The following is a 23,703-nucleotide window of genomic DNA, read 5'->3' as shown; positions in this document are numbered from 1 at the left end:
TCCAGGTATCAGGTGGGGGAGGGGGGATTCTGCAACATCGGCGCGGAAAGTGCGCCGGGCGGCAGCAGGATGTCGGTGCGCGGCAGCCGGGCCGGGTCGAAGCCCCGTTGTGCGGAGGCCAGCAGGGCATCCAGATCGTGTGCCTGCTCCAGCGCCGCAGGGGCCTGGCCGAGCAGCTGCCAGAGCTGGCGCAGCACCGGCAGCGGGCGCGCAGTGTCCACCGGCAGCGCCGCCAGTGACTTGGACAGTTTGTGGCCCGGCGCATCCAGCAGCAGGGGCAGGTGCCAGTAGCGCGGCACGGCGAGCCCCAGTGCCCGTTGCAGCAGGATCTGCCGTGCGGTGGAGTCGAGCAGGTCGGCGCCGCGCACCACTTCGGTCACGCCCTGCGCGGCATCATCGACCACCACCGCCAGCTGATAGGCCCAGCAGCCATCGGCACGGCGCAGCACGAAGTCGCCGACCTCGGCATGCACGTCCTGCCGCTGTGGGCCGCGCAGTCCATCATCGAACTGCACGACGCTGCCGGCCGGCACGCGGAAGCGGACGGCGGGGTCCGGTCGTGTCTGCCGTGCGACGCAGCGATGGTGGATGCCGCCACTGGCGGCCAGTTCGCTGCGGCTGCAGTGGCAGACGAAGGCCAGGTCGCTGGCCAGCAACACGTCCAGGGCCGCCTGGTAGGCCCCGCCGCGCGTGCTCTGCCAGAGGATCGGACCATCGTGGACCAGGCCGAACGCGGCCAGTGCCTGCAGTTGCGAATCCGCTGCACCGGGTACGGTGCGCGGCGGGTCGACGTCTTCGATGCGCAGCCGCCACAGGCCGCCGTGATGGTGGGCGAGCAACCAGCTGCCGAACGCGGCAAGCAGGGAACCGGGGTGGAGCAGGCCGGTCGGCGAGGGCGCGAAGCGGCCACAGGGAATGGGGGAGGTCATGCTGGCTGAATCGTCGGTCAGGTTGGCGCTTGAATTCAAGCTGACCACACCGCAAATTGACCGGTATCGACCCCTTCCGAGCCGGATTTTCCCATGTTTACCCGCATTGCCCTGTTCCTGGCGACCAACTTCGCGGTCCTGATCCTCGCCAGCATCGTGATGTCGCTGCTCGGGGTCAATCCAAGCCAGATGAGTGGCCTGCTGGTGATGGCCGCGATCTTCGGCTTCGGTGGCTCCTTCATCTCGCTGCTGCTGTCCAAGTGGATGGCCAAGCGTTCCACCGGCGCGGTGGTGATCACCGAGCCGCGCAACCAGACCGAACGCTGGCTGCTGGCCACCGTCGAGCGCCAGGCCAAGGCGGCCGGCATCGGCATGCCGGAAGTGGCGGTGTATGAAGGTCCGGAAATCAATGCATTCGCCACCGGTGCCAACCGCAACAACGCGCTGGTGGCGGTGTCCACCGGCCTGCTGCACAACATGAGCGAAGACGAGGCTGAAGCCGTGCTGGGCCACGAGATCGCCCACGTCGCCAACGGTGACATGATCACCATGGCGCTGCTGCAGGGCGTGCTGAACACCTTCGTGATCGTGCTGGCCCGCGTGGTAGGCGGGATCATCGACAGCGCACTGTCGGGCAACCGCGAAGGCGGCGGCCGTGGCTTCGCCTACTACATCATCGTGTTCGTGCTGGAGATGGTGTTCGGCCTGTTCGCGACGATGATCTCGATGTGGTTCTCGCGCCATCGCGAGTTCCGCGCCGACGCCGGCGGTGCCTCGCTGGCCGGTCGTCAGAAGATGATCGCCGCGCTGGAGCGCCTGCAGCTCAACCACGGCCAGAGCACGCTGCCGACGCAGATCGCGGCCTTCGGTATTGCGGGTTCGACGGCGAAGAAGCTGTTCATGAGCCACCCGCCGCTGGAAGAGCGCATCGCCGCGCTGCGGGCGTCGACGGTGGCGTAAGCCTCCGTACTTCCACGGTAGTGCAGGAACGCCTGGCCTCGCGCCGGGCGTTTTTGTTTGTGCGCCGACGTATGGGTGGCGCCGGGCAGGACCCGGCGAGAGTCATTTCCGCGACCGCGGAGGGGTGTCACTTTCTTTGCGCGCAAAGAAAGTAGCCAAAGAAACGCTCCGCCAGCCGCGAGCCGTCGCTACGCGCCGGTACCCTGCGCTTCTCGGCGAATCAGGGGACGGCGCCGAACTCGCTGCGCTCAAACACCGGCGCCTCTTCGCCCCTGATTCCCCTGCGATGCTCGGCTCGCTCAAGGCGGACTGGAAGATCAACGGCAACAGCATCCACGCATGGCGTGGACCTACTGGGTGCAGCTGTGGCATTTGACCTTGGGTCCGCCTTGAGCGAGCCGAGCACCGCAGGTCCGGCGAGGGCGAAGAGGTGCGGGTGTCTGAGCGCAGCGAGTTCCCGCACCGTCCCTCGACGAACCGAGGAGCGCAGGGTACCGATGCGCAGCATCGGCTCGCGCCCCGGCGGCACGTTTCTTTGGTTACTTTCTTTGCACGAGCAAAGAAAGTGACACCCCTCCGCGGTCGCGGAAACGAATCTCCCAGCGCACAAACGAAAACGGCACCTCGCAGGTGCCGTCTCCATGAACCGCGACTATGCGCAGATCAGAACTTCGCGTCGAACTCGGCGGCGTAGCCAGTGTTCACCAGCACCTTCTGCAACGACTCGGCCACCTTCAGGTTGCCGGCCACGATCTGATGGGTCTCCGGGCCGCGGTTGTCCATGCGGCCCAGGGTCGCGCCCTTGAAGTCGCAGACCTTGCCGCCCGCTTCGCGGACCAGCAGCAGGCCGGCGGCGATGTCCCACGCCTTCACGCCGGCTTCGAAGTAGGCGTCGGCGCGGCCACAGGCCACGTAGGCCAGGTCGAGCGCAGCCGAACCGGTGCGGCGGATGTCCTCGCCGTGGACCAGCAGGGCGTCGACCGCCTTCAGCTGGGCACTGGCGCGGGCGCGTTCGCGCGGGGCGAAGCCGGTGTGGATCATGGTGCCTTCCAGGTCCTTGCGGTCGGCCACGCGGATGCGACGGTCGTTCAGCACAGCACCGGCACCGCGGCTGGCAGTGAACAGTTCATTGCGCAGCGGGTCGAAGATGACCGCATCGGTCGGTTCGCCGTTCTCGACCAGCGCGATCGACACACAGTAGTGCGGTACGCCGCGCAGGTAGTTGCTGGTGCCATCGAGCGGGTCGATGACCCACATCTGGCGACGTTCGCCCTGCACGCCGCCTTCTTCGCCGAAGATGCCGTATTCGGGGTAGGCGCGCTTGAGTTCCTTGACGATGACCTTTTCCGCGTCCGCATCCACTTCGCTGGCGTAGTCCATCCGGCCCTTCTGCACGACGTTCAGTGCCTCGAGCTTGTTGATGTTGCGCAACAGGACGTTGCCGGCGAGGCGGGCGGCCTTGACCATGACGGTGACGGCGGGTTTCTGCATGGCGTGGGCTCCCGGAAAGGCAGAAGAGATGGACTGGCGGGGGAAAAGAGCAGGTCCGGCGCAGTGGCCGGCCGCACAGTTTACCATTGGTCATCGTCCAGCTCGACCTTTTCCCTGTTCATGTCCCAGTTTCCTGCCGCCACCCGCCTCCGATTCGTCCTTGTCGGTACCCAGCACCCCGGCAACATGGGCGCTGCCGCCCGCGCCCTGAAGACCATGGGCCTGGCCCGCCTGGTGCTGGTCGCCCCCGAAAAGCCGCTGGATGAGGAGGCCTTCCGCCGCTCGGCCGGTGCCGAAGACGTACTCGGGGATGCCCCGGTGGTGGCCACCCTGGCCGAGGCCGTGGCCGACTGCCGGCTGGTGCTGGGCTGCACCGCCCGGGCCCGCCGCGTCCAGCTGGAGGAGTACCTGCCGGCCGACGCCGCTGCGCGCGCAGTGGCCAAGGCGGGCGAGGGCGCCGAAGTGGCGCTGGTGTTCGGCCGCGAGCGCACCGGGCTGACCAACGAGGAACTGCAGCTCTGCCACGCGGCGGTGCACATCCCGTCCGATCCGGAGTTCAGCTCGCTCAACCTGGCCGCGGCGGTGCAGGTGCTGGCCTATGAAACGCGGATGCAACTGCTGGGCGCGCAGCCGGCTGCCGACGCCGAGCCGGGCTTCCGCGAGCAGGCGGCCAGCCACGAGCAGATGGAGAGCTTCTTCGCCCAGCTCGGCGATACCCTGGACGAGATCGATTTCCACAAGGGCCGCGCCCCGGAATCGGCAATGCGCAAGCTGCGCCGCCTGTTCCTGCGCAGCGAGCCGAGCGAGCAGGAAGTACGCCTGCTGCGCGGCATCCTCGCCGACACCCAGCGCATGGCACGACTGGCGCAGGCAGGCAGCAAGGACAGCTGACGACGTTCTCATTTTTTCGGGTAGTCTGTCCGGATACTCAGGGGGGATGAAGCCTGTGTCGGGTCTGCGAAGGGCAATGCAGGGGGGACTGCTGAGCCTGGCCATGGTCCTGCTGGCGGGGACGGTGCGTGCAGCACCGGACCCGGTGCTGGTGCTGGGCCGGATCAGCGATGATCCCAAGGCCCACTACGAACAGCTTCAGCCCCTGCTGGATTATGTGGTGGCCCGCATGCACGACGTCGGCATCAGGGAGGGGAGGATCCTGATGGCGCGCGATCCGCAGCAGATGGCCAGCTATCTGCGGCGGGGGCGGGTCGACTGGGTCACGGAAACGGCGGGCACGGCGGTGGCGCTCGGCCAGCGCAGCGGCGCAAGGCCCTTGCTGCTGACCGAACGCAATGGTGTGCGCCAGTACCAGACGGTGTTCTTCGTGCGCAACGACAGCCCGATCCAGCGCATGCAGGACCTGCCTGGGCATCGCCTGGCGCTGCAGAACACGGCGTCCACCAGCGCCTACCTGGTACCGGTGATGACGCTGCTGCAGGAAGGGTTGACGCCGCAGATCCTGGCCGGCGACTGGGACATGCCGGGACGGGACAGTGTGGGGTATGTGTTCGCGCGCAGCGAGTTGAACATCGCGACGTTCGTGCACAAGGGGGTGGTCGACGTGGGGGCGGTGAGCAGCGTGGACTGGAACGACGAGCGGCGGGTGCCGGTCGCGTTCCGGCGCGATTTCCGTGAGCTGCTGCGCACCGAACCGTACCCGCGAGCGGTGGAAATGGTCCGCGCCGACCTTGACCCGCGCGTGCGCGATCGCCTGCAGGAGGTCCTGCTGCAGGCGGCCAGCGACCCGCGGGCGCAGGGGGCGTTGCATCGGTTTTTTGGCACTTCCGGTTTCCACCGTGTCGATGCGCATGCGCAGCAGCGGTTGGATGAATTGAAACAAGGATTGACGCGCGTGCGGATGGAAGTGGAATGAAGTGGCTCGGCTCTGGAATGCAGGCCCGGTTCCTGCTGGCGATGGGCGGAGCAATGCTCGTGGTGATCGCGATCCTGGCGGTGCTGCTGGGGCGCCAGACGGCAATGCAGAGCGAGGTGCGCAGCCTCAGCGGCGGCGTCATCCACGAACTGTTCGACCGCAGCGTGCGCAGCCGCGGCGAGGCGATGGCGCGCGAGTTGTCCGACTCGCTGGCCAATCCGTTGTACTACCGCGACCTGGACCAGGTCGGCGCACTGGTGCGCGGTACCGCGCGGCAGCCGGTGGTGCGCTATGTCCTGGTGTTCGACCAACGCGGGCGATTGGTGCATGACGGCTCGATCGAGGTCGCCGGCTTCGGCCAGCAGATGACCGACCCGCTGGCGCCCAAGGCCGCTGCCGCGCAGGCACTGGTGGTGCAGGAATCGCCCAAGGTGCTCGACAACACGATGCCGATCACGATCGGCAACCAGCGCATTGGCGGTGTCCGCGTCGGCATGGCGCTGGACGAGGTGCAGCAGCGCGAGCAGGCCGCCAATGCGACGCTGGGCGAACGCCTGCAGCAGGCCGGCAGCCGCCATCTGGGCTGGCTGCTGCTGATGCTGGGCCTGCTGGTGGTGATCGGTGTTGTGGTGATCCTGTACGTGCAGCGGACCCTGGTCGCGCCGATCCGCGATCTGGCTGCGGCCGCCCGCCGCATCGAGGCCGGCGACTACCAGACGCCGTTGGCGGAGAACACCCGCGATGACGAAGTAGGCGAACTGGTGCGTGGCTTTGCCCGCATGCGTGATGCGATCGCCCGCCATGACCGTGAAGTGCGGCACATGGCCTACACCGACGCGCTGACTGGATTGACCAATCGACTGGCCTTCCGCGAGGCACTTGACCATCGGTTGATGGCCGCGCGCGCATCCAACCACCGGCTGGGCCTGCTGTTCGCCGACATCGATGATTTCAAACGGGTCAACGACACCCTCGGTCATGAAGCCGGCGACGAAGCATTGCTGCAGTTCGCGCAGCGCATCGGCCGTGCGGTGACCGAAGCCGGTGGCGACGAGGCCCTGCTGGCGCGCTTCGGTGGCGACGAATTCGTGATCCTGGTCGGTGACGGTGACGTCGCTGCCAACGCGCGGCTGCTGGCCGAAGTGCTGGTGCGCGAACTGGGCAAGCCGCTGGTGGTGCAGGGCCGGGAACTGTTCCTTGGCACGTCCATCGGCGTGACCCTGTTCCCGGACGATGCGGCCGACGCGACCACGCTGCTGAAGAACGGCGACATCGCCATGTACCAGGCGAAGATGGCCGGCAAGAACTGCTACCGCTACTACAGCCGGGCGATGGACCATGCGGTCGAGCGCCGCGTGCACATGGAGCAGGAGCTGCGCGGGGCCTGGGAGCGCGGCGAACTGCGCCTGGCCTACCAGCCGATCTTCCGCATGCGCGACCGCCGCATGGTCGGCGTTGAAGTACTGCTGCGCTGGCAGCATCCGACCCTGGGCACGATCCCGCCGTCGGTGTTCATCGAAGTGGCCGAGCAGAGCGGGCTGATCGAGATCATCGGCCCGAAGGTGTTGCGCGCGGCCTGCATGGAGGCTGCGCAGTGGCCACGCGGGGTGGCCGGGGACGACCTGTTCGTGTCGGTCAACGTGTCGCCGCGGCAGCTGCGCGGCGGCGAATTGCCGGCGCTGGTCGCACAGTGCCTGCATGAGTCCGGGCTGCCGGCGTCGCGCCTGCACCTGGAACTGACCGAGACCGCGGTGATCGGCGATGAAATGGTCGCCGCGCAACTGCTGGACAAGCTGCACCGGACTGGCGTGAAGGTCTGGCTGGATGATTTCGGCACCGGCTTCTCCGGGCTCAGCCATCTGCGCCAGGTGCCGGTGGACGGGGTGAAGATCGACAAGAGCTTCGTGGCCGACATGCAGCGTGATCCCGACGACCTGGCACTGACCACCGCGATCATCGCGATGGCCCACGCGCTGGGCATCACCGTGGTCGCCGAGGGCATCGAGCAGCAGGCGCAGTTCGAGCTGCTGGCCCAGCGTGGCTGCGACCTCGGCCAGGGCTACTGGCTGAGCCACCCGGTGACCGCCACCGAAGTGGTACGCATGATCGAGTCGGGTCTCTGACAGAAAAAGGGGACGGAGGGAATTAAGTCGCAAATGCATTTGCGACTTAATTCCCTCCGTCCCCTTTTTTGTTACACCGGGCGCTTGCTCGGGTCGCCGGGCAGTTCGCGCACCAGCTTCGGGATCAGGTAGCCGGACAGGCGTGCGGTGAGGCCGGCAATCAGTGCCTTGGCCTGGGTGTCGTCCACTTCGAAGTGGGCTACGCCCTCGACCCGGTCCAACTGGTGCAGGTAATAGGGCAGCACGCCGGCGGCGAAGCTGCGCTCGCTCAGATCCTGCAGGGCCAACACGCTGTCGTTGACCCCGCGCAGCAGCACCGCCTGGTTCAGCAGCTGCGCACCCGTACCGCGCAGGCGTGCCATCGCCGCGTCCACGCTGGCATCGAATTCATTGGCATGGTTGGCGTGCACCACGATCGCCAGCGGCCACGGCAGGCTGCCCAGCCAGGCCAGCAGTTCCTCGTCCACGCGTTCGGGCAGCACGATCGGCAGGCGGCTGTGGATGCGCAGGCGGCGGATGTGCGGGATCGCGCGCAGTGCGTCGGTCAGTTCGACCAGCTTGTGCGTGGCCAGCGACAGCGGGTCGCCGCCGGACAGGATCACCTCGTCGATGTCCGGATCGGCCGCGATGGCAGCGACCGCTTCCTGCCAGCCGCCCTTGGCCGCGTTCTCCGCGCCGTAGTCGAAGTGGCGGCGGAAGCAGTAGCGGCAATTGATCGCGCAGCTGCCGGTGGCGACCAGCAGGGCGCGGCCGCGGTACTTCTGGATGACCCCGGTGGCCTTTTTGGCCGCGCCATCCCCCACCGCATCGAAGCTGAACCCGGGTGCCGGGCGCATTTCCTCGTCGATCGGCAGCACCTGGCGCAGCAGCGGGTCGGCGGCGTCGCCCGTGCGCATGCGGGCGACGAAGCCCTCCGGCACGCGCAGCGCGAACTGGGCGATGGCCGCCTCCGAGACGCCCAGCGCGGCCGGGTCCAGCTGCAGCCGGGCCAGCAGGGCGTGCGGGTCGCGCAGTGCCTGGCGCCAGAGCTGCTGCCAGCGCGCGGGCGCGCCTGGCGACTGGGGCCGGGGGAAGGCGGAAAGCTGCATGGAGAGGGGGCCTGCGGTTATCATGGGGGCAGAAAAACTGTCGCCCACCGGCCTTCGGTGGGCTTTCCATTCTAACGGCTCGCCGCACCCGCGGCGTTTTTGCCACTCAGGAGTTTACGCATGGCCAGCTACGGCATGAACGACGTCAAGAACGGGATGAAGATCCTGGTCAACAACCAACCGGCTGTCATCATCGACACCGAATACGTCAAGCCGGGCAAGGGCCAGGCCTTCACCCGCGTGAAGTACCGCCTGATCAAGGACGGCCGTACCCAGGAAGTGACCATGAAGTCGACCGACTCGCTGGATGCAGCCGACGTCGTCGATACCGACATGAACTTCATGTACAGCGACGGCGAGTACTGGCACTTCATGGACCCGGAATCCTTCGAGCAGGTCCAGGCCACCAAGGCCGGCATGGGTGGCGCCGAGAAGTGGCTGAAGGGCGAAGAGTCCTGCGTGGTGACCCTGTGGAACGGCGAGCCGATCTTCGTGCAGCCGCCGAACTTCGTCGAGCTGAAGATCACCGAAACCGATCCGGGCGTCCGTGGCGACACCTCGGGCGGCGGCGGCAAGCCGGCCACCCTGGAAACCGGCGCCGTGGTCCGCGTGCCGCTGTTCGTCAACCAGGATGAGATCATCAAGGTTGATACCCGTTCGGGCGAGTACTCCGCACGCGTCAAGTAATCCGGCGCAGCCGGATTACGGTCGGGCCGGCCGCTGGCCGGGTACGCGCCATCGCATTCGCGCTGGCGCTCCCATGATCTGCTTCGGCAGATCATGGGCCCCGCTTCACGAGTCTCCAGACCCCGCCGCTTCGCGGCAGCCCCTGACTCAGGGGCGTGTCCCCCAGAAGTATCTCGCCGCCCCCACAGCCCAGTGAGCCCGCATGAGCGATAGCCCGCACCTCCCCGAAGCCTGCGACCTGCTCATCGAAGCCGGTTATGTCGTTCCGATCGAGCCGCATGCGGTGGTGCTGGAAGACCATGCCGTTGCCGTGCGTGGCAGCGAAATCGTGGCCATCCTGCCGCGCGCCGAGGCCCGCGCGCGCTTCCGCGCCGCCCAGGTGGTCAGCCGCCCCGAGGCCGCGCTGATGCCGGGCCTGGTCAACGCGCACACCCACAACCCGATGACCCTGCTGCGCGGCGTCGCCGACGACCTGCCGCTGATGACCTGGCTGCAGCAGCACATCTGGCCGGTGGAAGCGGCGGTGATCGGCCCCGAGTTCGTCGCCGACGGCACCACACTGGCCATCGCCGAGATGCTGCGTGGCGGCACCACCTGCGCCAACGAGAACTACTTCTTCGGTGACGTGCAGGCCGCGGTCTACAAGAAGCACGGTTTCCGCGCGCTGGTCGGCGCGGTGATCATCGATTTCCCCACCGCCTGGGCCAAGACCGACGACGAGTACTTCGCCAAGGCCGGCGAACTGCATGACCAGTGGCGCACCGATCCGCTGATCGGCACCGCGTTCGCGCCGCATGCGCCGTACACCGTCAACGACGCCAATTTCGAGCGGGTGCGGATGCTGTCCGACCAGCTCGACATGCAGGTGCACCTGCATACCCACGAGACCGCGCAGGAGATCACCGATTCAATCAAGCTGCACGGCCAGCGCCCGCTGGCGCGGCTGGATCGGCTTGGCCTGGTCAACGACCGCCTGATCGCGGTGCACATGACCCAGCTGACCGAGGCGGAAATCCACCTGTGTGCCGAGCGTGGCGTCAGCGTGGTGCACTGCCCGGAATCGAACCTGAAGCTGGCCTCCGGCTTCTGCCCGGCCTGCGCCCTGCAGCGCGCCGGCGTGAACCTGGCGATCGGCACCGATGGCTGCGCCAGCAACAACGACCTGGACATGTTCAGCGAGAACCGCACCGCGGCGATCCTGGCCAAGGCCGTGGCCGACGATGCCACCGCGCTGGATGCGGCCACCACGCTGCGTGCGTCCACCCTGGGCGGCGCGCGCGCGCTGGGCTTCGGTGACCGCATCGGCTCGATCGAAGTCGGCAAGCAGGCCGATCTGGTCTGCGTCGACCTGTCCGCACTGGAAACCCAGCCGCTGCACAACGTGCTGTCGCAGCTGGTGTACGCCACCGGCCGCCAGCAGGTCAGCGATGTCTGGATCGCCGGCAAGCCCAAGCTGGTGCAGCGCGAGCTGGTCGGCATGGACCTGCCGGGCATCATCGCCAACGCGCGCCAGTGGCGCGAGCGCATCCGTCATATCCGCGCCTGAACCTTGGCGCCGCAAGGACTCCCCCATGACTGCCCCCCACGCTTCCTCCAATTTCGATCAGGCCGAGCTGGACAAGTTCGCCGCGCTGGCCAACCGCTGGTGGGACGCTGATGGCCCGCAGAAGCCGCTGCATGCGCTGAACCCGGTGCGGCTGAAGTACGTGGCCGACCGCGTGCCGCTGCGCGGTGCGCGCGTGCTCGACATCGGTTGCGGTGGCGGCCTGCTGAGCGAGGCATTGGCGCAGGCCGGTGCCGACGTCACCGCCATCGACCTGGCCCCGGAACTGGTCAAGGTCGCGCGCCTGCATGCGCTGGAAAGCGGCGCCAGGGTCGATTACCGCGTGCAGGCCGCCGAGGACCTGGCCGCCGAGCAGCCGGGCAGCTTCGACGTGGTCACCTGCATGGAAATGCTTGAGCACGTGCCCGATCCGGGCGCGATCATCGAGGCCTGCAAGCGCCTGCTGAAGCCGGGTGGCCATCTGTTCCTGTCCACCATCAACCGCACCGCGGCGGCCTTCGCGGTGGCGATCGTCGGCGCCGAATACGTGGCGCGGCTGCTGCCCAAGGGCACCCACCACTACCAGGAATTCATCAAGCCGGCCGAGCTGGCGCGCTGGCTTCGCGAGGCCGACATGCAGCTGGTGGATGTCAGCGGCATGGCCTACGAGCCGTGGCGCAACCACGCCCGCCTGAGCAGCCGTACCGACATCAACTACCTCGCCTACGCGGTCAAGCCGGCATGACCCTGCAGCGTTTCCCGCGCGCGGTGCTGTTCGACCTGGACGGCACCCTGCTGGACAGTGCACCGGACTTTGTCGCGACCTGCGACGCGATGCTGGCCGAGCGGGGCCGCGCGCCGATCGATCCGGCGATGTTGCGCCCGGTGGTGTCGAAGGGTTCGCGGGCGATGGTGTCGGCGGCCTTCCCGGAACTGGATGCTGCGGCGCGCGACGCGCTGATCCCGGAATTCCTGCAGCGCTACGAAGCGCTGATCGGCCAGCATGCGGTGCTGTTCGATGGCGTGGCCGGCATGCTGGCGGCACTGGATGGGGCCGGTACGGTGTGGGGCATCGTCACCAACAAGCCGGAGTACCTGGCGCGCCTGATCCTGCCGCAGTACGGCTGGCAGCAGCGCTGCGCGGTGCTGGTCGGCGGTGACACGCTGGCCGAACGCAAGCCGCATCCGCTGCCACTGCTGCACGCCGCACAGGCCATCGGCATCGCCGCCGAAGACTGCGTGTACGTGGGCGACGACGAGCGCGACATCCTCGCCGCGCGTGCCGCCGCCATGCCCTCGGTGGCGGCGCTGTGGGGCTACCGCCTGCACAGTGACGACCCGCTGGCCTGGCAGGCCGACGTGCTGGTCGAGAACGCCGGACTTCTGCAACTGGCCAGCCTCTGGCCGACCCGGCCGGCAGCCCCGGCCCAGCCGTAAGGAATGACGTAGTGAGCAGTACCGCGCTGGACAGTTTCCTCGACAAGTGGCGCAGCCGCTGGCCGGAATGGTCGGTGGCCGCCCCGTTCGTGGCCGAATCGCAACGCGAGCTCGCGGTCGCGTGGTTCGCGCTGCTGCAGGAATTCGACGACATGCTCAACACCAGCGGCGATCCGTTGCCGGCCGACGCCAAGCTGGCCTGGTGGGGCGAGGAGCTGCGCAGCTGGGCTGCGCATCGTTCGCGCCACCCGCTGGGTCGCCTGCTGGAGCCGGCGCGTGCACCGTGGGCGCAGCTGGCCGAGGCGCTGCCGGATCTGGTTGAAGCGCGCACGGTCGCGCTGGATGCGGCCGGCGCCGAACGCGCACTGGCCAACTATTCCGACGCGGTGGCGGCGGTGGAAGCGGCATTGTTCAACGACAGGCCGCGTACCGGTGCCGGTCGTGCGGTGCAGTTGCAGACCCTGGCCCAGCGTCTGCAGGATGCCGGCGTGGCCGGTGTACCCCGAAGCCTGCTCGACGAAGATGCCAGCACCGCCGCGCAGCGTTGGGCCCAGTATCTGCTGAAGGGCTGGGGCACCCGCGTGCCGGGCCCGCGCCCGCGCCGCGTGTGGTCGAGCCTGGCACGCGCGCGCGTGGCCGCACAGGCTGCGGGCAAGCCGATCGAGGCCACCCCGGTACGCACGCTGCTGCGTGTGTGGTGGGCCGCGCGCGGTTGATCGATTCTGCCGGGTGCGGACCTAGGTCCGGGTGAGTGCAGACCTCGGTCCGGGTGAGTGCAGACCTGGGTCCGGGTGAGTGCAGACCTGGGTCCGGGTGGGTGCGGACCTTGGTCCGCACTTTCTGCGAGATTGTGCCGACCAGGGTCGGCACCCACCAAGGCGCATTGCGCGCGTTATTTGCGTTCCAGCACCAGCAACGGATCGATGCGGGTATCGAACCAGTTCATGCCCCAGTGCAGGTGTGGGCCGGTGGCACGGCCGGTGGCGCCGACGGCGGCGATCACCTGGCCCTGTTCGACGCGGTCACCGACCTTCACGTCGATGCGCGACAGGTGCAGGAAGTTGGAGCTGACCCCGAAGCCGTGATCGAGCAGCAGCGTGCCACCGGTCAGGTACAGGTCCGGACCGGCGAAGGTGACGATGCCGGCAGCCGGTGCCTTCACCGGGGTGCCGGTCGGCACTGCGATGTCCATGCCGGAATGACCGGCGCCAGGCTGGCCGTTGTACACGCGCGCATTGCCGAAGCGTCCGCTGATGCGACCCTGCACCGGCCAGATGAAGGTCTGGGTGAAGTCGGTGCGGTCGTCATCGCGGGCGCGTGCGGCCGTGACCTGCGCCTGTTCGCGCTTGATCCGCTCGGCAATCGCCGGCGGTGGGTTGACCGTCTTCGGCGGCACGCCGTTGACCCGTTCGGTAGGCCAGTCGCGTGGCGTCACCGCGATGGTCGCGGTTTCGCTGCCGCCATCGGGGCGCTGCACCTGTACCCGCAACGGGCCCTTCTCGTCGCGGCCGATGCCGAACACCACGCTGCCATAGCCGCTTACCCGCAGCTGGCGGCCGGCGTACTGCACGCGGCTGCCGGCGGGCACCTTGCCGATCACCAGCGCGCCCTGCGACGTGCTGGCCGGAAACACCACGCGGCTGTCGATCAGGCTGCCGATGCCATCCTGTGCCTGCGCCGGGGGTGCGGAAAACAGGGGCGCAGCCAGCAGCAGCGCCCCGATCATCAGTGCCGGACGCATCAGCGGTCGTAGGTCATGCGCTGGCCGGCGGGCTCGCCCACCAGCTTGCTGCCGTCCCACACCTGCTGGCCGTTGACCCAGGTGGAGGCGATGCGCGAACGGAAGGTGGTGCCTTCGAACGGCGACCAGCCGCACTTGGACAGTACGTCCTCGCGCTTGACGGTGAACGGCACGTCCTCGACCAGCACCAGGTCGGCGAAGTAGCCCTCACGCAGGAAGCCGCGCTCCTCGACATCGAACAGCTGTGCCGGGGCATGGGCGAACTTCTGCACCACCTGCTCGCGGGTCAGCTTGCCTTCGTGCACGCGCTCCAGCGCGGCCACCAGCGCGTACTGCACCAGCGGCAGGCCCGACGGCGCCTGCGCATAGGGCTTCTGCTTCTCTTCCCAGGTATGCGGGGCGTGGTCGGTGGCCAGCACATCCAGCACGTCATCGGCCAGCGCGGCGGTGATCGCCTCGCGGTCGGACACTTCCTTGATCGCCGGATTGCACTTGATCAGGTTGCCCTTGGTCGCATAGTCCGGGCGCGCAAAGTGCAGGAAGTGCACGCAGGTTTCGGCGGTGATCTGCTTGCGGCTGCCGTCGGCGCGGATCAGCGGGCCCTTCTCGAACAGCGCCAGCTCGTCGGCGGTGGAGATGTGCAGCACGTGCAGGCGGGTGCCGTGCTTGCGTGCCAGCGACATCGCCAGCCGGGTCGACTTGATGCAGGCTTCGCGCGAACGGATATCCGGGTGCATGTCCGGGGTCAGCGCGTCGCCGTACTTTTCCTGGAAGGCCTTCAGGTTGGCATCGATCATCGGCGTGTCTTCGCAGTGCGTGATGATCGGGGTCGGGCATTCGCGGAAGATCGCGTCCAGCGTTTCCGGGTTGTCCACCAGCATGTTGCCGGTCGAAGCGCCCATGAACACCTTCACGCCGGGTGCCTTCTTCGGGTCCAGCGCACGGATCGCTTCCAGGTTGTCATTGCTGGCGCCGTGGTAGAAGCCGTAGTTGGCCCACGCGCGGCCGCGCGCCAGTTCGTACTTGGCTTCGAGGATGGTCGAATCCAGGGTCGGCGGATTGGTGTTGGGCATGTCCATGAAGCTGGTCAGGCCACCGGCCACGGCGGCAGCCGATTCGCTGGCGATGTCGCCCTTGTGGGTCAGGCCCGGTTCGCGGAAGTGCACCTGGTCATCGATCATGCCGGGCAGCAGCCAGCGCCCGGCCGCGTCCACCACCTGCTCGCCGTCGCGCGGCGTCAACCCGCTGCCGATCTGCGCGATGCGGCCGTTCTCGATGCGCAGGTCACCATCGAAGGTGCGGCCTTCGTTGACCATGCGGGCGTTGGTGATGAGGGTGGAGGACATGTCAGTGTTTTCCTGTGCAACGGCAAGAGGGGGCGTTGGTGGACTCGGGTACGGGATCGAAGCCGCCGGGATGGAACGGGTGGCAGCGACCCAGCCGGCGCGCAGCCAGCCAGCTGCCGCGCAGCGGACCATGCAGGGAGATGGCCTCCATCGCGTATTCAGAACAGCTCGGCACGAAACGGCAGCGCGGCCCCAGCAGGGGGCTGATGAAGCGCTTGTAGAAGCGCAGCAGGGCAATGAGCAGGCGCGAGATCACCCAGTCATCTTATGCCAGTTGGCATGAAGGCCGCATTTGTGCAGGATGGGCCGTTGGTCGCATGTCGCCGATGGCCTGCGACCGGTACCAGCACCTTCGGGTGCTGGCCAGGTTCCGTACCGCGCGAGGCGGTCCGTGTTCGTCGGACCGCCCCTTGGCTGGCTTGGCTCCAGGACTGAATGGAGCAGGGCCACTGAGGTTGCTGCTGCGGGTCGGGTAGGCTATAAAGGCCCGCTTTCCCGGGCCCCGGGGAATCCAAGGAAGAGCGTTTCGTGGCTGCTAAAAAAACTGCAAAGAAGGCCGCAACGGCCGCCAAGAAAACCGCCAAGCCTGTTGTGAAGAAGTTGGCGGCAAAGCCCGTTGCCAAGAAACCGGCCAGCAAGCCGGCGACCAAGGCAGCGTCCTCGCAACCGGCGGCCAGGAAGGCCACCGCAAAGAAAACGCCGGTCAAGGCAACCAAGCCGGTGGCGAAGAAGGCCGCCGCGCCCGCCAAGGCCAAGCCTGCCGCTGCCAGCAAGAAGGCGCCGGTGGTGAAGAAGGCTGCCAGCAAGGCCGCGCCGGTCAAGAAGGCCGCCGCCAAGCCGGTAGCGAAGAAGGCAGCAGCCAAGCCGGCGCCGAAGGCGGTGGTGAAGAAGGCTGCGGCCAAGCCGGTCGCCAAGCCTGCAGCGAAGAAGGTGGCTGCAGCTAAACCGGCGGCCACGCCTGCCGCTGTAAAGAAGGTCACCAAGAATGTTGCTGCGCCGGCCGTCAAGCCGAGCCCGGCCCCAGTAGTGAAGTCCGCACCGAAGCCGGCTGCCAAGCCGGCCCCGGCCAAGCCTGTCCCGGCCAAGACCGCGGCAGTGGCAGCAGCCCAACCGGCCCCCAAGCCGGCCCCGGCCGCCGCACCTGCTGCATCGAAGGCCCCGCAATCCAAGAATCCCGTGCCCGTTTCGAAATCGCCTGCCAAAACCGCCGTGAAATCCGATTCCGCCCCGAAGACCGTGTCGCGCCCTGTCGGCAAGGTTGCCGTGGCCGTCGCCGCCCGCTCGGCTGCACCGGCCCCGCGCAGCAAGTACAAGGTGGTCGAGTACAAGACCGACGAGGCCACTGGCCGCCCGATCCTGCCGGCTGGCTACAAGCCGTCCTCGGAAGAGGAATACATGAGCCCGCTGCAGCAGGAATATTTCCGCCAGCGCCTGCAGAACTGGCGTGCGGACCTGGTGGAAGAGTCCAAGCAGACCATCGAGAACCTGCGCGAGGAAGTGCGTGACATCGGCGATGAAGCCGAGCGCGCGACCCGCGAGACCGAGAACTCGCTGGAACTGCGTACCCGCGACCGCTACCGCAAGCTGATCGGCAAGATCGACAGCACCCTCAAGCGCCTGGAAGCCGGCGACTATGGCTACTGCGTGGATACCGGTGAAGAGATCGGCCTGGAGCGCCTGGAAGCGCGTCTGACCGCCGAGCGCACCATCGATGCCCAGGAGCGTTGGGAGCACCTGCAGAAGCAGCAGGGCGACTGATTCCCGGTCGTTGTCTGGTCATGCAGAAAACCCGGCCTCGGCCGGGTTTTTTGTTGGGCTTCCTGGCTTTTGTAGAGTCGAGCCATGCTCGACTGGCGCCTCTGAAAAGCAGTCGAGCATGGCTCGACTCTACAGAACAGCTACTGCAGGTCGCGAAGATTCAACGTCCGCAGCGTCGGGTTCTTCCACGCCGTGATCCCGGCCACGCTCAGCACCGCGAACCCACCCAGCACCACTGCCGGCACCAGGCCCAGCAGCCGGGCCATCGTGCCGGCGTAGAACGCGCCCAGTTCGTTGGACGAACTGATGAAGATGCCGTTGATCGACGACACCCGTCCGCGCATTTCTTCCGGCGTGGCCAGCTGCAGGATGGTCGAGCGGATCACCACCGACACGCCGTCGAACGCCCCGTAGAACAGCAGGATCAGCGCCGACAGCCAGAAGTGCTGCGACAGCCCGAAGCCGATCACGCACAGGCCGAAGCCGGCCACCGCGAACAGCAGCACGCGGCCGGCATTGCGGTGCAGTGGGTGCCGGGCCAGCCACAGCCCCACGCATACCGAACCCAGCGCCGGCATCGCGCGCAGGATGCCCAGCCCTTCCGGACCGTGGTGCAGGATCTCGTGCAGGAACGCCGGCAGCATCGCCACCACGCCACCCAGCAGCACCGAGAACATGTCCAGCGCCATCGCGCCGACCATGATCCGGTTGCCCACCACGAAGCGCGCGCCTTCGGCGATGCTCCTGAAGATCGGCGCGGCCGGGCCGGTGTGCACCGGTTCTTCCACCTTCAACGTGGCCAGGCACCCCATCGCCACCAGCGCGAAGACGGTGGCCACCGCATAGGACAGGCCCTTGCCACCGAAGCCGACCAGCACGCCACCCAGTGCCGGACCGGCCACCATGCCGGCCTGGAACACCACGGCACCGAGGCCGGCGCCACGCGCGAACTGGTCGCGGGCCAGCACGCGGGCGAACAAGGCGTTGTAGATCGGCGACAGGAAGGCGCGCACCATGCCGGTCAGTGCGATGGCCGCATAGATCGGCCACACGCCCTCAAAGGGCAGCCAGCCCTTGGCCACGCTGGTCAGCACCAGCGCGGTGGCGATCAGCCCGGAGCAGGCGACCATGCCCAGCCGGCGCCGCGGCAGATGGTCAACGAGGTAACCGGCGAACGGCGCCACGCAGAAGAACGGCAGCACCTCGGCCAGGCCGACCAGGCCCAGCGAGAACGGATTGCGGGTGACTTCGTAGATATGCCAGCCGACGGTGACCGCAACCACCTGGTAGGACAGCATCGCGAAGATGCGGTATGCCAGCAGCCTGGCGAAACCGGGCCGGGACAGCAGCCCCAGCGCGGTGTCTTCGGCCGTGGCAGGTTCGCTCACGACGGATCGCGCTGCAGCTGGGCCTGCGCGGTCTCGCGGATGAAGGCCAGCATCGCCGCCACGCCGTTGCTGCGGGTGGGCGAGAGGTGGCGGGCCAGGCCGATGTCCTGGATGTAGCTCGGTTCGGTGTCCAGGATCTCCTGCGCCGAGCGCCCGGAATACACGCGCAGGGCCAGGAAGATCAGGCCGGAGACGATGGCCGAGTCACTGATGGCGTGGAAGCGCAGCGACTGCGCGTTGCCTTCCGGCACGATCCAGACCATCGACTGGCAGCCGAGCAGGCGGTGCTCCTCGGTCTTCCATTCCTCCGGGAAGGCCGGCAGCTTGCGGCCGAGGTCGATGAGGTACTGGTAGCGCTCGGACCAGTCGCCGAAGAAGCCGAATTCCTCGGCGATGGCGGTCTGGGCCTCGGCGGCGGTGGGTTCAAGCGGGAACGGGGAGTCGGTCACAGCAGTCTCTACAGTGGAGGCGTGGCCGGCAGACCGGCCACGGGGCAGGGCAGGTCAGCCGCGCTTGCGCGACCAGCGCACGCCCTGCGGGGTGTCTTCAAGCACGATGCCTTCGGCGGCCAGCTGGTCGCGGATGGCATCGGAACGGGCGAAGTCGCGCGCCTGCTTGGCCGCGGCGCGCTCGTCGATCAGGCCCTGGATGCGCGCATCGTCGCCGTCATCGCCGGCGGCAGTGCCGAACCACTGCGCCGGATCGGCCTGCAGCAGGCCCAGCGCCAGGCCGGCGCCAAGCAGTTCGCCCTTCAGGCGTGCCTGTTCGGCCGGATCGGTGGCCCGGCGAGCGTCGGCCGCGATGCGGGCCACTTCGGCCAGCGCCTGCGGGGTGTTCAGGTCGTCGTCCAGGGTCGCCTCTACGGAGGCCGGGATCACCGCGCTGGCCTCGATCGACGCCAGTTCGCGCAGGGTGCCGTACAGGCGGTCCAGGGTGCGCACCGATTGCTCGATCAGGCCATCGGACCAGTCCAGCGGCTGCCGGTAATGGGCCGACAGCAGGGCCAGGCGCAGCGCTTCCGGCGGATGCTGGCGCACCAGGTCGTGCACGCGTTCGATGTTGCCCAGCGATTTGCTCATCTTGGCGCCGCCGAAGTTGAGCATGCCGTTGTGCAGCCAGAAGCGCGCGAAGATCTTGCCGCCGTGGGCGCATTCGCTCTGCGCGATCTCGTTCTCGTGGTGCGGGAACTGCAGGTCGACGCCGCCGGCGTGGATGTCGATGGTCTCGCCCAGGTGCGCGGCGGCCATCGCCGAGCATTCGATGTGCCAGCCCGGGCGGCCACGGCCCCACGGCGATTCCCAGCCGGGCAGGTCGTCGCTGGACGGCTTCCACAGCACGAAGTCGCCGGCGTCGCGCTTGTACGGCGCCACGTCGACGCGGGCGCCGGCCAGCATTTCATCCGGATCACGGCGCGAGAGCTTGCCGTAGCCGTCGAAGCTGGCCACCGCGAACAGTACGTGGCCTTCGGCGGCGTAGGCATGGCCGCTGGCGATCAGCTGCTCGATCATGGTGATGATCTGCGGCATGTGCGCGGTCACTTCCGGCTCGATGTCCGGCGGCACCACGCCCAGCGCGGCCATGTCTTCACGGTAGGCGGCGGCGAAGCGGTCGGTGATGGTGCTGATCGGCACCCCCTGTTCGCGCGCGGCGGTGTTGATCTTGTCGTCGACGTCGGTGATGTTGCGGGCGTAGCGCAGTGCGCCGAAACGCCGCCGCAGCAAGTCGGCCAGCACCCCGAACACCACCGGGCCACGGGCGTTGCCGATGTGCACGTAGTTGTAGACGGTCGGGCCGCACACATACAGGGTCGGACAGGCCGGATCGAGCGGGGTGAACGGTTCGAGCTGGCGAGTCAGGTTGTTGTGCAGGCGCAGGGTCATGGGGCTGTGGCTGGGGGACAAGCCTGCGATTTTAGAACGTGTCGGCCCCTTTGGGGGCACTGGCTGCCACCGGTGGACGCGGGTTCTCCCAAGGTGGGGTGGGCAGGAGCGGCGTGGACGGGTAATGTTCAGCCCCTTGCGCTCGTCACTGCCTACACTATTGCCGTGTCCTTGCTCCCATCGCCAATGAAATCCACCGCGTTGCTGACCCTGGCCTGCCTGTCGGCGCTGCCCGCCGTGGTGCTGGCGCAGGAGGCCGAGCCCCGCAACCGGGTGGTGATCGTGGAGAACGTGAAGTTCGACTATGCCCAGGTGCTGAACGTCGAGCCGGTGTTCCAGACCCTGCGCGCGACCCGCACCGAGGAGCACTGCGAGCCGGTCTCGACCCGGACCCTGGCCCCGGTCAACGTGACCGGCGAGGAGCCGGTCGAGGACAAGGGCCGGATCAGCCGCTTCTGGGACTCGGTGCGCTCGATGTTCAAGCGCAGCGATGAAGAGGCGTCCGAAGAGGTTGCCGCCGAGACGCCGGCCCCGGCGCCGGCCAACAATGGCCCGATGCTGACCCGCGACTGCCGCATCGTGCCGGTGGGGCGTGAATTCCGCCGGCCCATCGCCTACGACGTGGACTACGTCTACAAGGGCACCAAGTACCGCTCGCGGCTGCCGGAAGACCCCGGCAACCGGCTCAAGATCCGGGTGTCGATCACCCCATGGGTCGGCCCCGAGCAGGGCGCCGCCGGCAATCCCTGATTCTGCGACCCCGGCCCCTTGCGCCGGCCCCGGCCTCATGCAAAGATGGTTGACCATGAAGCTCACCGACTTCCAGCACGACAGCAGCGCAGCCCGACAGGCGTCGGGCATGACCTCGCGTGCGCGTCGACCGGAACCCCACATCCTCGCTGGGTAACCGGAGCTTTTTGCTGTTCGTCCGAAAAAAACCCAGCCGCCCGGCTGGGTTTTTTCGTTTCTGCGTTCTGAAAGCTGCAACTGCAACCTTTTCGTTCCACCTTTGGTTCCTGCTTTTCCCTTCCACCGCGTCGAACCCGGCGCCGCCACGCAAGGAAAGATGATGTCCCCCAAGCACTTCCTGAACACCCAGGACTGGAGCCGCAGCGAGCTCGACGCGCTGCTGACCCAGGCCGCGCTGTTCAAGCGCAACAAGCTCGGCGACCAGCTCAAGGGCAAGTCGATCGCGCTGGTGTTCTTCAACCCTTCCATGCGCACCCGCACCAGCTTCGAACTGGGCGCGTTCCAGCTCGGCGCGCACGCGGTGGTGCTGCAGCCGGGCAAGGATGCGTGGCCGATCGAGTTCAACCTCGGTACGGTGATGGACGGCGATACGGAAGAGCACATCGCGGAAGTAGCCAAGGTGCTGGGCCGTTACTGCGACATCATCGCCGTGCGTGCGTTCCCGAAGTTCCAGGACTGGGCCTACGACCGCCAGGACATCGTCCTCAACAGCTTCGCCAGGTACTCGCCGGTGCCGGTCATCAACATGGAGACCATCACCCACCCGTGCCAGGAGCTGGCCCACATCATGGCCCTGCAGGAGCACTTCGGCACCCAGGACCTGCGTGGCAAGAAGTACGTGCTGACCTGGACCTACCACCCCAAGCCGCTGAACACCGCCGTGGCCAATTCGGCGCTGACCATCGCCACCCGCATGGGCATGGACGTGACCCTGCTGTGCCCGACCGCAGACTACATCCTCGACGAGCGCTACATGGGCTGGGCCGAGCAGAACGTGGCCGAGAGCGGTGGTTCGCTGAAGATCAGCCATGACATCGACAGCGCCTACGCAGGTGCCGACGTGGTGTACGCCAAGAGCTGGGGCGCGCTGCCGTTCTTCGGCAACTGGGAACCGGAAAAGCCGATCCGCGACCAGTTCAAGCACTTCATCGTCGACGAGCGGAAGATGGCGCTGACCAACAACGGTGTGTTCAGCCACTGCCTGCCGCTGCGCCGCAACGTGAAGGCCACCGACGCGGTGATGGATTCGCCGCAGTGCATCGCCATCAACGAAGCCGAGAACCGCCTGCATGTGCAGAAGGCGATCATGGCCGCGGTTGCCGGGCGCTAAGAAGCATCAGTCGAGCATGGCTCGACTCTACATAGACGAAGTCGAGCATGGCTCGACGACACACACGAACAGGACATACCCCCCATGAGCAACAAAGACGTCGTCCTCGCCTTCTCCGGCGGCCTCGATACCAGCTTCTGCGTACCGTACCTGCAGGAGCGCGGCTACAACGTGCACACCGTGTTCGCCGACACCGGCGGCGTGGATGATGAAGAGCGTGATTTCATCGAGAAGCGCGCCGCCGAGCTGGGCGTGACCAGCCACGTCACCGTCAACGGTGGCCCGGCCATCTGGGAAGGCTTCGTCAAGCCGTTCGTGTGGGCCGGCGAAGGCTACCAGGGCCAGTACCCGCTGCTGGTCTCGGACCGCTACCTGATCGTCGATGCCGCGCTGAAGCGTGCTGCTGAACTGGGCACCAACATCATCGCCCACGGCTGCACCGGCATGGGCAATGACCAGGTCCGCTTCGACCTGGCGGTGAAGGCACTGGGTGACTACCAGATCATCGCGCCGATCCGCGAGATCCAGAAGGAACACACCCAGACCCGCGCCTACGAACAGAAGTACCTGGAAGAGCGTGGCTTCGGCGTGCGCGCCAAGCAGCAGGCCTACACCATCAACGAGAACCTGCTGGGCGTGACCATGTCCGGCGGCGAGATCGACCGTTGGGAAGCCCCGGGTGAAGGCGCGCGTGGCTGGTGCTCGCCGCGCAGCGAGTGGCCGGAACAGGCGCTGACCGTGACCCTGAAGTTCGTCGAAGGCGAAGCGGTCGAACTGGACGGCAAGGCGCTGCCGGGCGACCAGATCCTGGCCCAGCTCAACAAGCTGTTCGCCCCGTATGGCGTTGGCCGTGGCGTGTATACCGGCGACACCGTGATCGGCCTGAAGGGCCGCATCGTGTTCGAGGCCCCCGGCCTGGTATCGCTGCTGGCCGCGCACCGCGCGCTGGAAGATGCCGTGCTGACCAAGCAGCAGAACCGCTTCAAGCCGGACGTGGCGCGCAAGTGGGTGGAGCTGGTGTACGAAGGCTTCTACCACGACCCGCTGAAGACCGACATCGAAGCCTTCCTGAAGTCCTCGCAGGCCAAGGTCAACGGTGAGGTGGTGCTGGAGACCCGTGGCGGCCGCGTCGACGCGGTAGCGGTGAAGTCGCCGCACCTGCTCAACACCAAGGGTGCCACCTACGCGCAGTCGGCCGACTGGGGCGTGGAGGAAGCCGAGGGCTTCATCAAGCTGTTCGGCATGAGCTCGACCTTGTACGCGCAGGTCAATCGCTGAGCGATTGACCACGCATTCCGCCTTAACCCTGCGCCGTTGGCGCGCCCCCTTCAACAAGAAGGGGGCTCTCCACCAGACGCATCACGGTAGCGCCGGGCCATGCC

At 67.4% G+C, this 23,703-nt stretch carries 22 protein-coding genes; 13 read left to right on the top strand and 9 right to left on the bottom strand.

Annotated elements, in window-relative coordinates:
• Nucleotides 1–8: 8 nt before the first annotated feature.
• Nucleotides 9–929 (bottom strand): tRNA glutamyl-Q(34) synthetase GluQRS, encoded by a 921-nt coding sequence (gene gluQRS, locus N440_RS11625; protein ID WP_133935166.1) that lies wholly within the window; start codon nucleotides 927–929, stop codon nucleotides 9–11.
• Between the two features lie 93 nt (nucleotides 930–1,022).
• On the opposite strand from gluQRS, the gene htpX reads away from it, so the two are divergent.
• The gene (gene htpX, locus N440_RS11620) at nucleotides 1,023–1,889 is read left to right on the top strand and encodes a protease HtpX (protein ID WP_005410387.1); all 867 of its coding nucleotides are present in this window, start codon (nucleotides 1,023–1,025) and stop codon (nucleotides 1,887–1,889) included.
• 663 nt (nucleotides 1,890–2,552) lie between these two features.
• Here the strand turns inward: htpX and N440_RS11615 are convergent.
• Complete coding sequence (locus N440_RS11615) at nucleotides 2,553–3,380, bottom strand: inositol monophosphatase family protein (RefSeq protein WP_133935165.1); 828 nt, start codon at nucleotides 3,378–3,380, stop codon at nucleotides 2,553–2,555.
• A 120-nt stretch (nucleotides 3,381–3,500) separates the two neighbouring features.
• On the opposite strand from N440_RS11615, the gene N440_RS11610 reads away from it, so the two are divergent.
• The 3 genes from N440_RS11610 (at nucleotide 3,501) to N440_RS11600 (ending at nucleotide 7,373) form a co-directional block, all read left to right on the top strand.
• Nucleotides 3,501–4,271: an RNA methyltransferase gene (locus N440_RS11610; protein WP_005414025.1), complete on the top strand. Its 771-nt coding sequence runs from the start codon at nucleotides 3,501–3,503 to the stop codon at nucleotides 4,269–4,271.
• Nucleotides 4,272–4,374: 103 nt separating this feature from the next.
• The gene (locus N440_RS11605) at nucleotides 4,375–5,250 is read left to right on the top strand and encodes a phosphate/phosphite/phosphonate ABC transporter substrate-binding protein (RefSeq protein WP_243831341.1); all 876 of its coding nucleotides are present in this window, start codon (nucleotides 4,375–4,377) and stop codon (nucleotides 5,248–5,250) included.
• Nucleotides 5,247–7,373 carry an EAL domain-containing protein gene (locus N440_RS11600; RefSeq protein WP_040007386.1) on the top strand — a complete coding sequence of 709 codons (2,127 nt, stop codon included), beginning with the start codon at nucleotides 5,247–5,249 and terminating at the stop codon, nucleotides 7,371–7,373. Before N440_RS11605 ends, N440_RS11600 begins: the two co-directional genes overlap by 4 nt.
• Before the next feature lie 71 nt (nucleotides 7,374–7,444).
• Here the strand turns inward: N440_RS11600 and epmB are convergent, their stop codons facing one another.
• The gene (gene epmB, locus N440_RS11595; protein ID WP_133935163.1) at nucleotides 7,445–8,485 is read right to left on the bottom strand and encodes an EF-P beta-lysylation protein EpmB; all 1,041 of its coding nucleotides are present in this window, start codon (nucleotides 8,483–8,485) and stop codon (nucleotides 7,445–7,447) included.
• A gap of 96 nt (nucleotides 8,486–8,581) precedes the next feature.
• Between epmB and efp the strand changes: the two genes are divergently transcribed.
• The 5 genes from efp to N440_RS11570 all read left to right on the top strand — a co-directional run bounded on the left by efp (nucleotide 8,582) and on the right by N440_RS11570 (nucleotide 12,844).
• Nucleotides 8,582–9,148 (top strand): elongation factor P, encoded by a 567-nt coding sequence (gene efp / locus N440_RS11590; protein WP_006457340.1) that lies wholly within the window; start codon nucleotides 8,582–8,584, stop codon nucleotides 9,146–9,148.
• Nucleotides 9,149–9,350: 202 nt separating this feature from the next.
• Nucleotides 9,351–10,694: a TRZ/ATZ family hydrolase gene (locus tag N440_RS11585; protein WP_133935162.1), complete on the top strand. Its 1,344-nt coding sequence runs from the start codon at nucleotides 9,351–9,353 to the stop codon at nucleotides 10,692–10,694.
• 25 nt (nucleotides 10,695–10,719) lie between these two features.
• A complete protein-coding gene (gene ubiG, locus N440_RS11580; RefSeq protein WP_133935161.1) occupies nucleotides 10,720–11,436 on the top strand; it encodes a bifunctional 2-polyprenyl-6-hydroxyphenol methylase/3-demethylubiquinol 3-O-methyltransferase UbiG in 717 nt (238 codons plus the stop codon).
• The gene (locus N440_RS11575; RefSeq protein ID WP_133935160.1) at nucleotides 11,433–12,128 is read left to right on the top strand and encodes a phosphoglycolate phosphatase; all 696 of its coding nucleotides are present in this window, start codon (nucleotides 11,433–11,435) and stop codon (nucleotides 12,126–12,128) included. Before ubiG ends, N440_RS11575 begins: the two co-directional genes overlap by 4 nt.
• A gap of 11 nt (nucleotides 12,129–12,139) precedes the next feature.
• On the top strand, nucleotides 12,140–12,844 hold the full coding sequence (locus tag N440_RS11570) for a squalene/phytoene synthase family protein (protein ID WP_133935159.1): 705 nt from the start codon (nucleotides 12,140–12,142) through the stop codon (nucleotides 12,842–12,844).
• A gap of 176 nt (nucleotides 12,845–13,020) precedes the next feature.
• Here N440_RS11570 and N440_RS11565 read toward each other — a convergent pair whose 3' ends face one another.
• From N440_RS11565 to yidD, 3 genes are read right to left on the bottom strand one after another with little or no spacing between them, the layout of a single operon-like run.
• A complete protein-coding gene (locus tag N440_RS11565) occupies nucleotides 13,021–13,869 on the bottom strand; it encodes a M23 family metallopeptidase (protein ID WP_166671556.1) in 849 nt (282 codons plus the stop codon).
• Nucleotides 13,869–15,215, bottom strand: a complete 1,347-nt coding sequence (locus N440_RS11560) for a dihydroorotase (protein ID WP_006457238.1) — start codon at nucleotides 15,213–15,215, stop codon at nucleotides 13,869–13,871. Before N440_RS11560 ends, N440_RS11565 begins: the two co-directional genes overlap by 1 nt.
• A 1-nt stretch (nucleotide 15,216) precedes the next feature.
• Nucleotides 15,217–15,471 carry a membrane protein insertion efficiency factor YidD gene (gene yidD / locus N440_RS11555; protein WP_133935157.1) on the bottom strand — a complete coding sequence of 85 codons (255 nt, stop codon included), beginning with the start codon at nucleotides 15,469–15,471 and terminating at the stop codon, nucleotides 15,217–15,219.
• 272 nt (nucleotides 15,472–15,743) lie between these two features.
• Here yidD and dksA point away from each other — a divergent pair, with 272 nt between their 5' ends.
• The gene (gene dksA, locus N440_RS11550) at nucleotides 15,744–16,973 is read left to right on the top strand and encodes an RNA polymerase-binding protein DksA (RefSeq protein ID WP_133935156.1); all 1,230 of its coding nucleotides are present in this window, start codon (nucleotides 15,744–15,746) and stop codon (nucleotides 16,971–16,973) included.
• 140 nt (nucleotides 16,974–17,113) lie between these two features.
• Here the strand turns inward: dksA and N440_RS11545 are convergent, their stop codons facing one another.
• The 3 genes from N440_RS11545 to cysS are packed head-to-tail and all read right to left on the bottom strand — an operon-like array spanning nucleotide 17,114 to nucleotide 20,241.
• Nucleotides 17,114–18,361 carry an MFS transporter gene (locus tag N440_RS11545; protein ID WP_133935155.1) on the bottom strand — a complete coding sequence of 416 codons (1,248 nt, stop codon included), beginning with the start codon at nucleotides 18,359–18,361 and terminating at the stop codon, nucleotides 17,114–17,116.
• Nucleotides 18,358–18,810 (bottom strand): SufE family protein, encoded by a 453-nt coding sequence (locus N440_RS11540; RefSeq protein WP_049458275.1) that lies wholly within the window; start codon nucleotides 18,808–18,810, stop codon nucleotides 18,358–18,360. The genes N440_RS11545 and N440_RS11540 overlap by 4 nt, the downstream gene beginning before the upstream one ends.
• Before the next feature lie 54 nt (nucleotides 18,811–18,864).
• On the bottom strand, nucleotides 18,865–20,241 hold the full coding sequence (gene cysS, locus N440_RS11535; RefSeq protein WP_133935154.1) for a cysteine--tRNA ligase: 1,377 nt from the start codon (nucleotides 20,239–20,241) through the stop codon (nucleotides 18,865–18,867).
• A 186-nt stretch (nucleotides 20,242–20,427) separates the two neighbouring features.
• Here cysS and N440_RS11530 point away from each other — a divergent pair, with 186 nt between their 5' ends.
• The 3 genes from N440_RS11530 (at nucleotide 20,428) to N440_RS11520 (ending at nucleotide 23,599) form a co-directional block, all read left to right on the top strand.
• Entirely contained in the window at nucleotides 20,428–20,991 is a 564-nt protein-coding gene (locus N440_RS11530) for a hypothetical protein (protein WP_133935153.1), read from the top strand.
• A gap of 319 nt (nucleotides 20,992–21,310) precedes the next feature.
• On the top strand, nucleotides 21,311–22,321 hold the full coding sequence (locus N440_RS11525; protein WP_006457094.1) for an N-acetylornithine carbamoyltransferase: 1,011 nt from the start codon (nucleotides 21,311–21,313) through the stop codon (nucleotides 22,319–22,321).
• Between the two features lie 84 nt (nucleotides 22,322–22,405).
• The gene (locus N440_RS11520) at nucleotides 22,406–23,599 is read left to right on the top strand and encodes an argininosuccinate synthase (protein ID WP_133935152.1); all 1,194 of its coding nucleotides are present in this window, start codon (nucleotides 22,406–22,408) and stop codon (nucleotides 23,597–23,599) included.
• The last annotated feature ends 104 nt before the right edge of the window (nucleotides 23,600–23,703 follow it).

This window comes from Stenotrophomonas sp. CC22-02 (genome assembly GCF_004365115.1).
Classification (GTDB): Bacteria; Pseudomonadota; Gammaproteobacteria; order Xanthomonadales; family Xanthomonadaceae; genus Stenotrophomonas; species Stenotrophomonas forensis.
The sequence above is the reverse complement of the archived record's forward strand: the minus strand, read 5'-3'. Positions and strand labels throughout refer to the sequence as shown.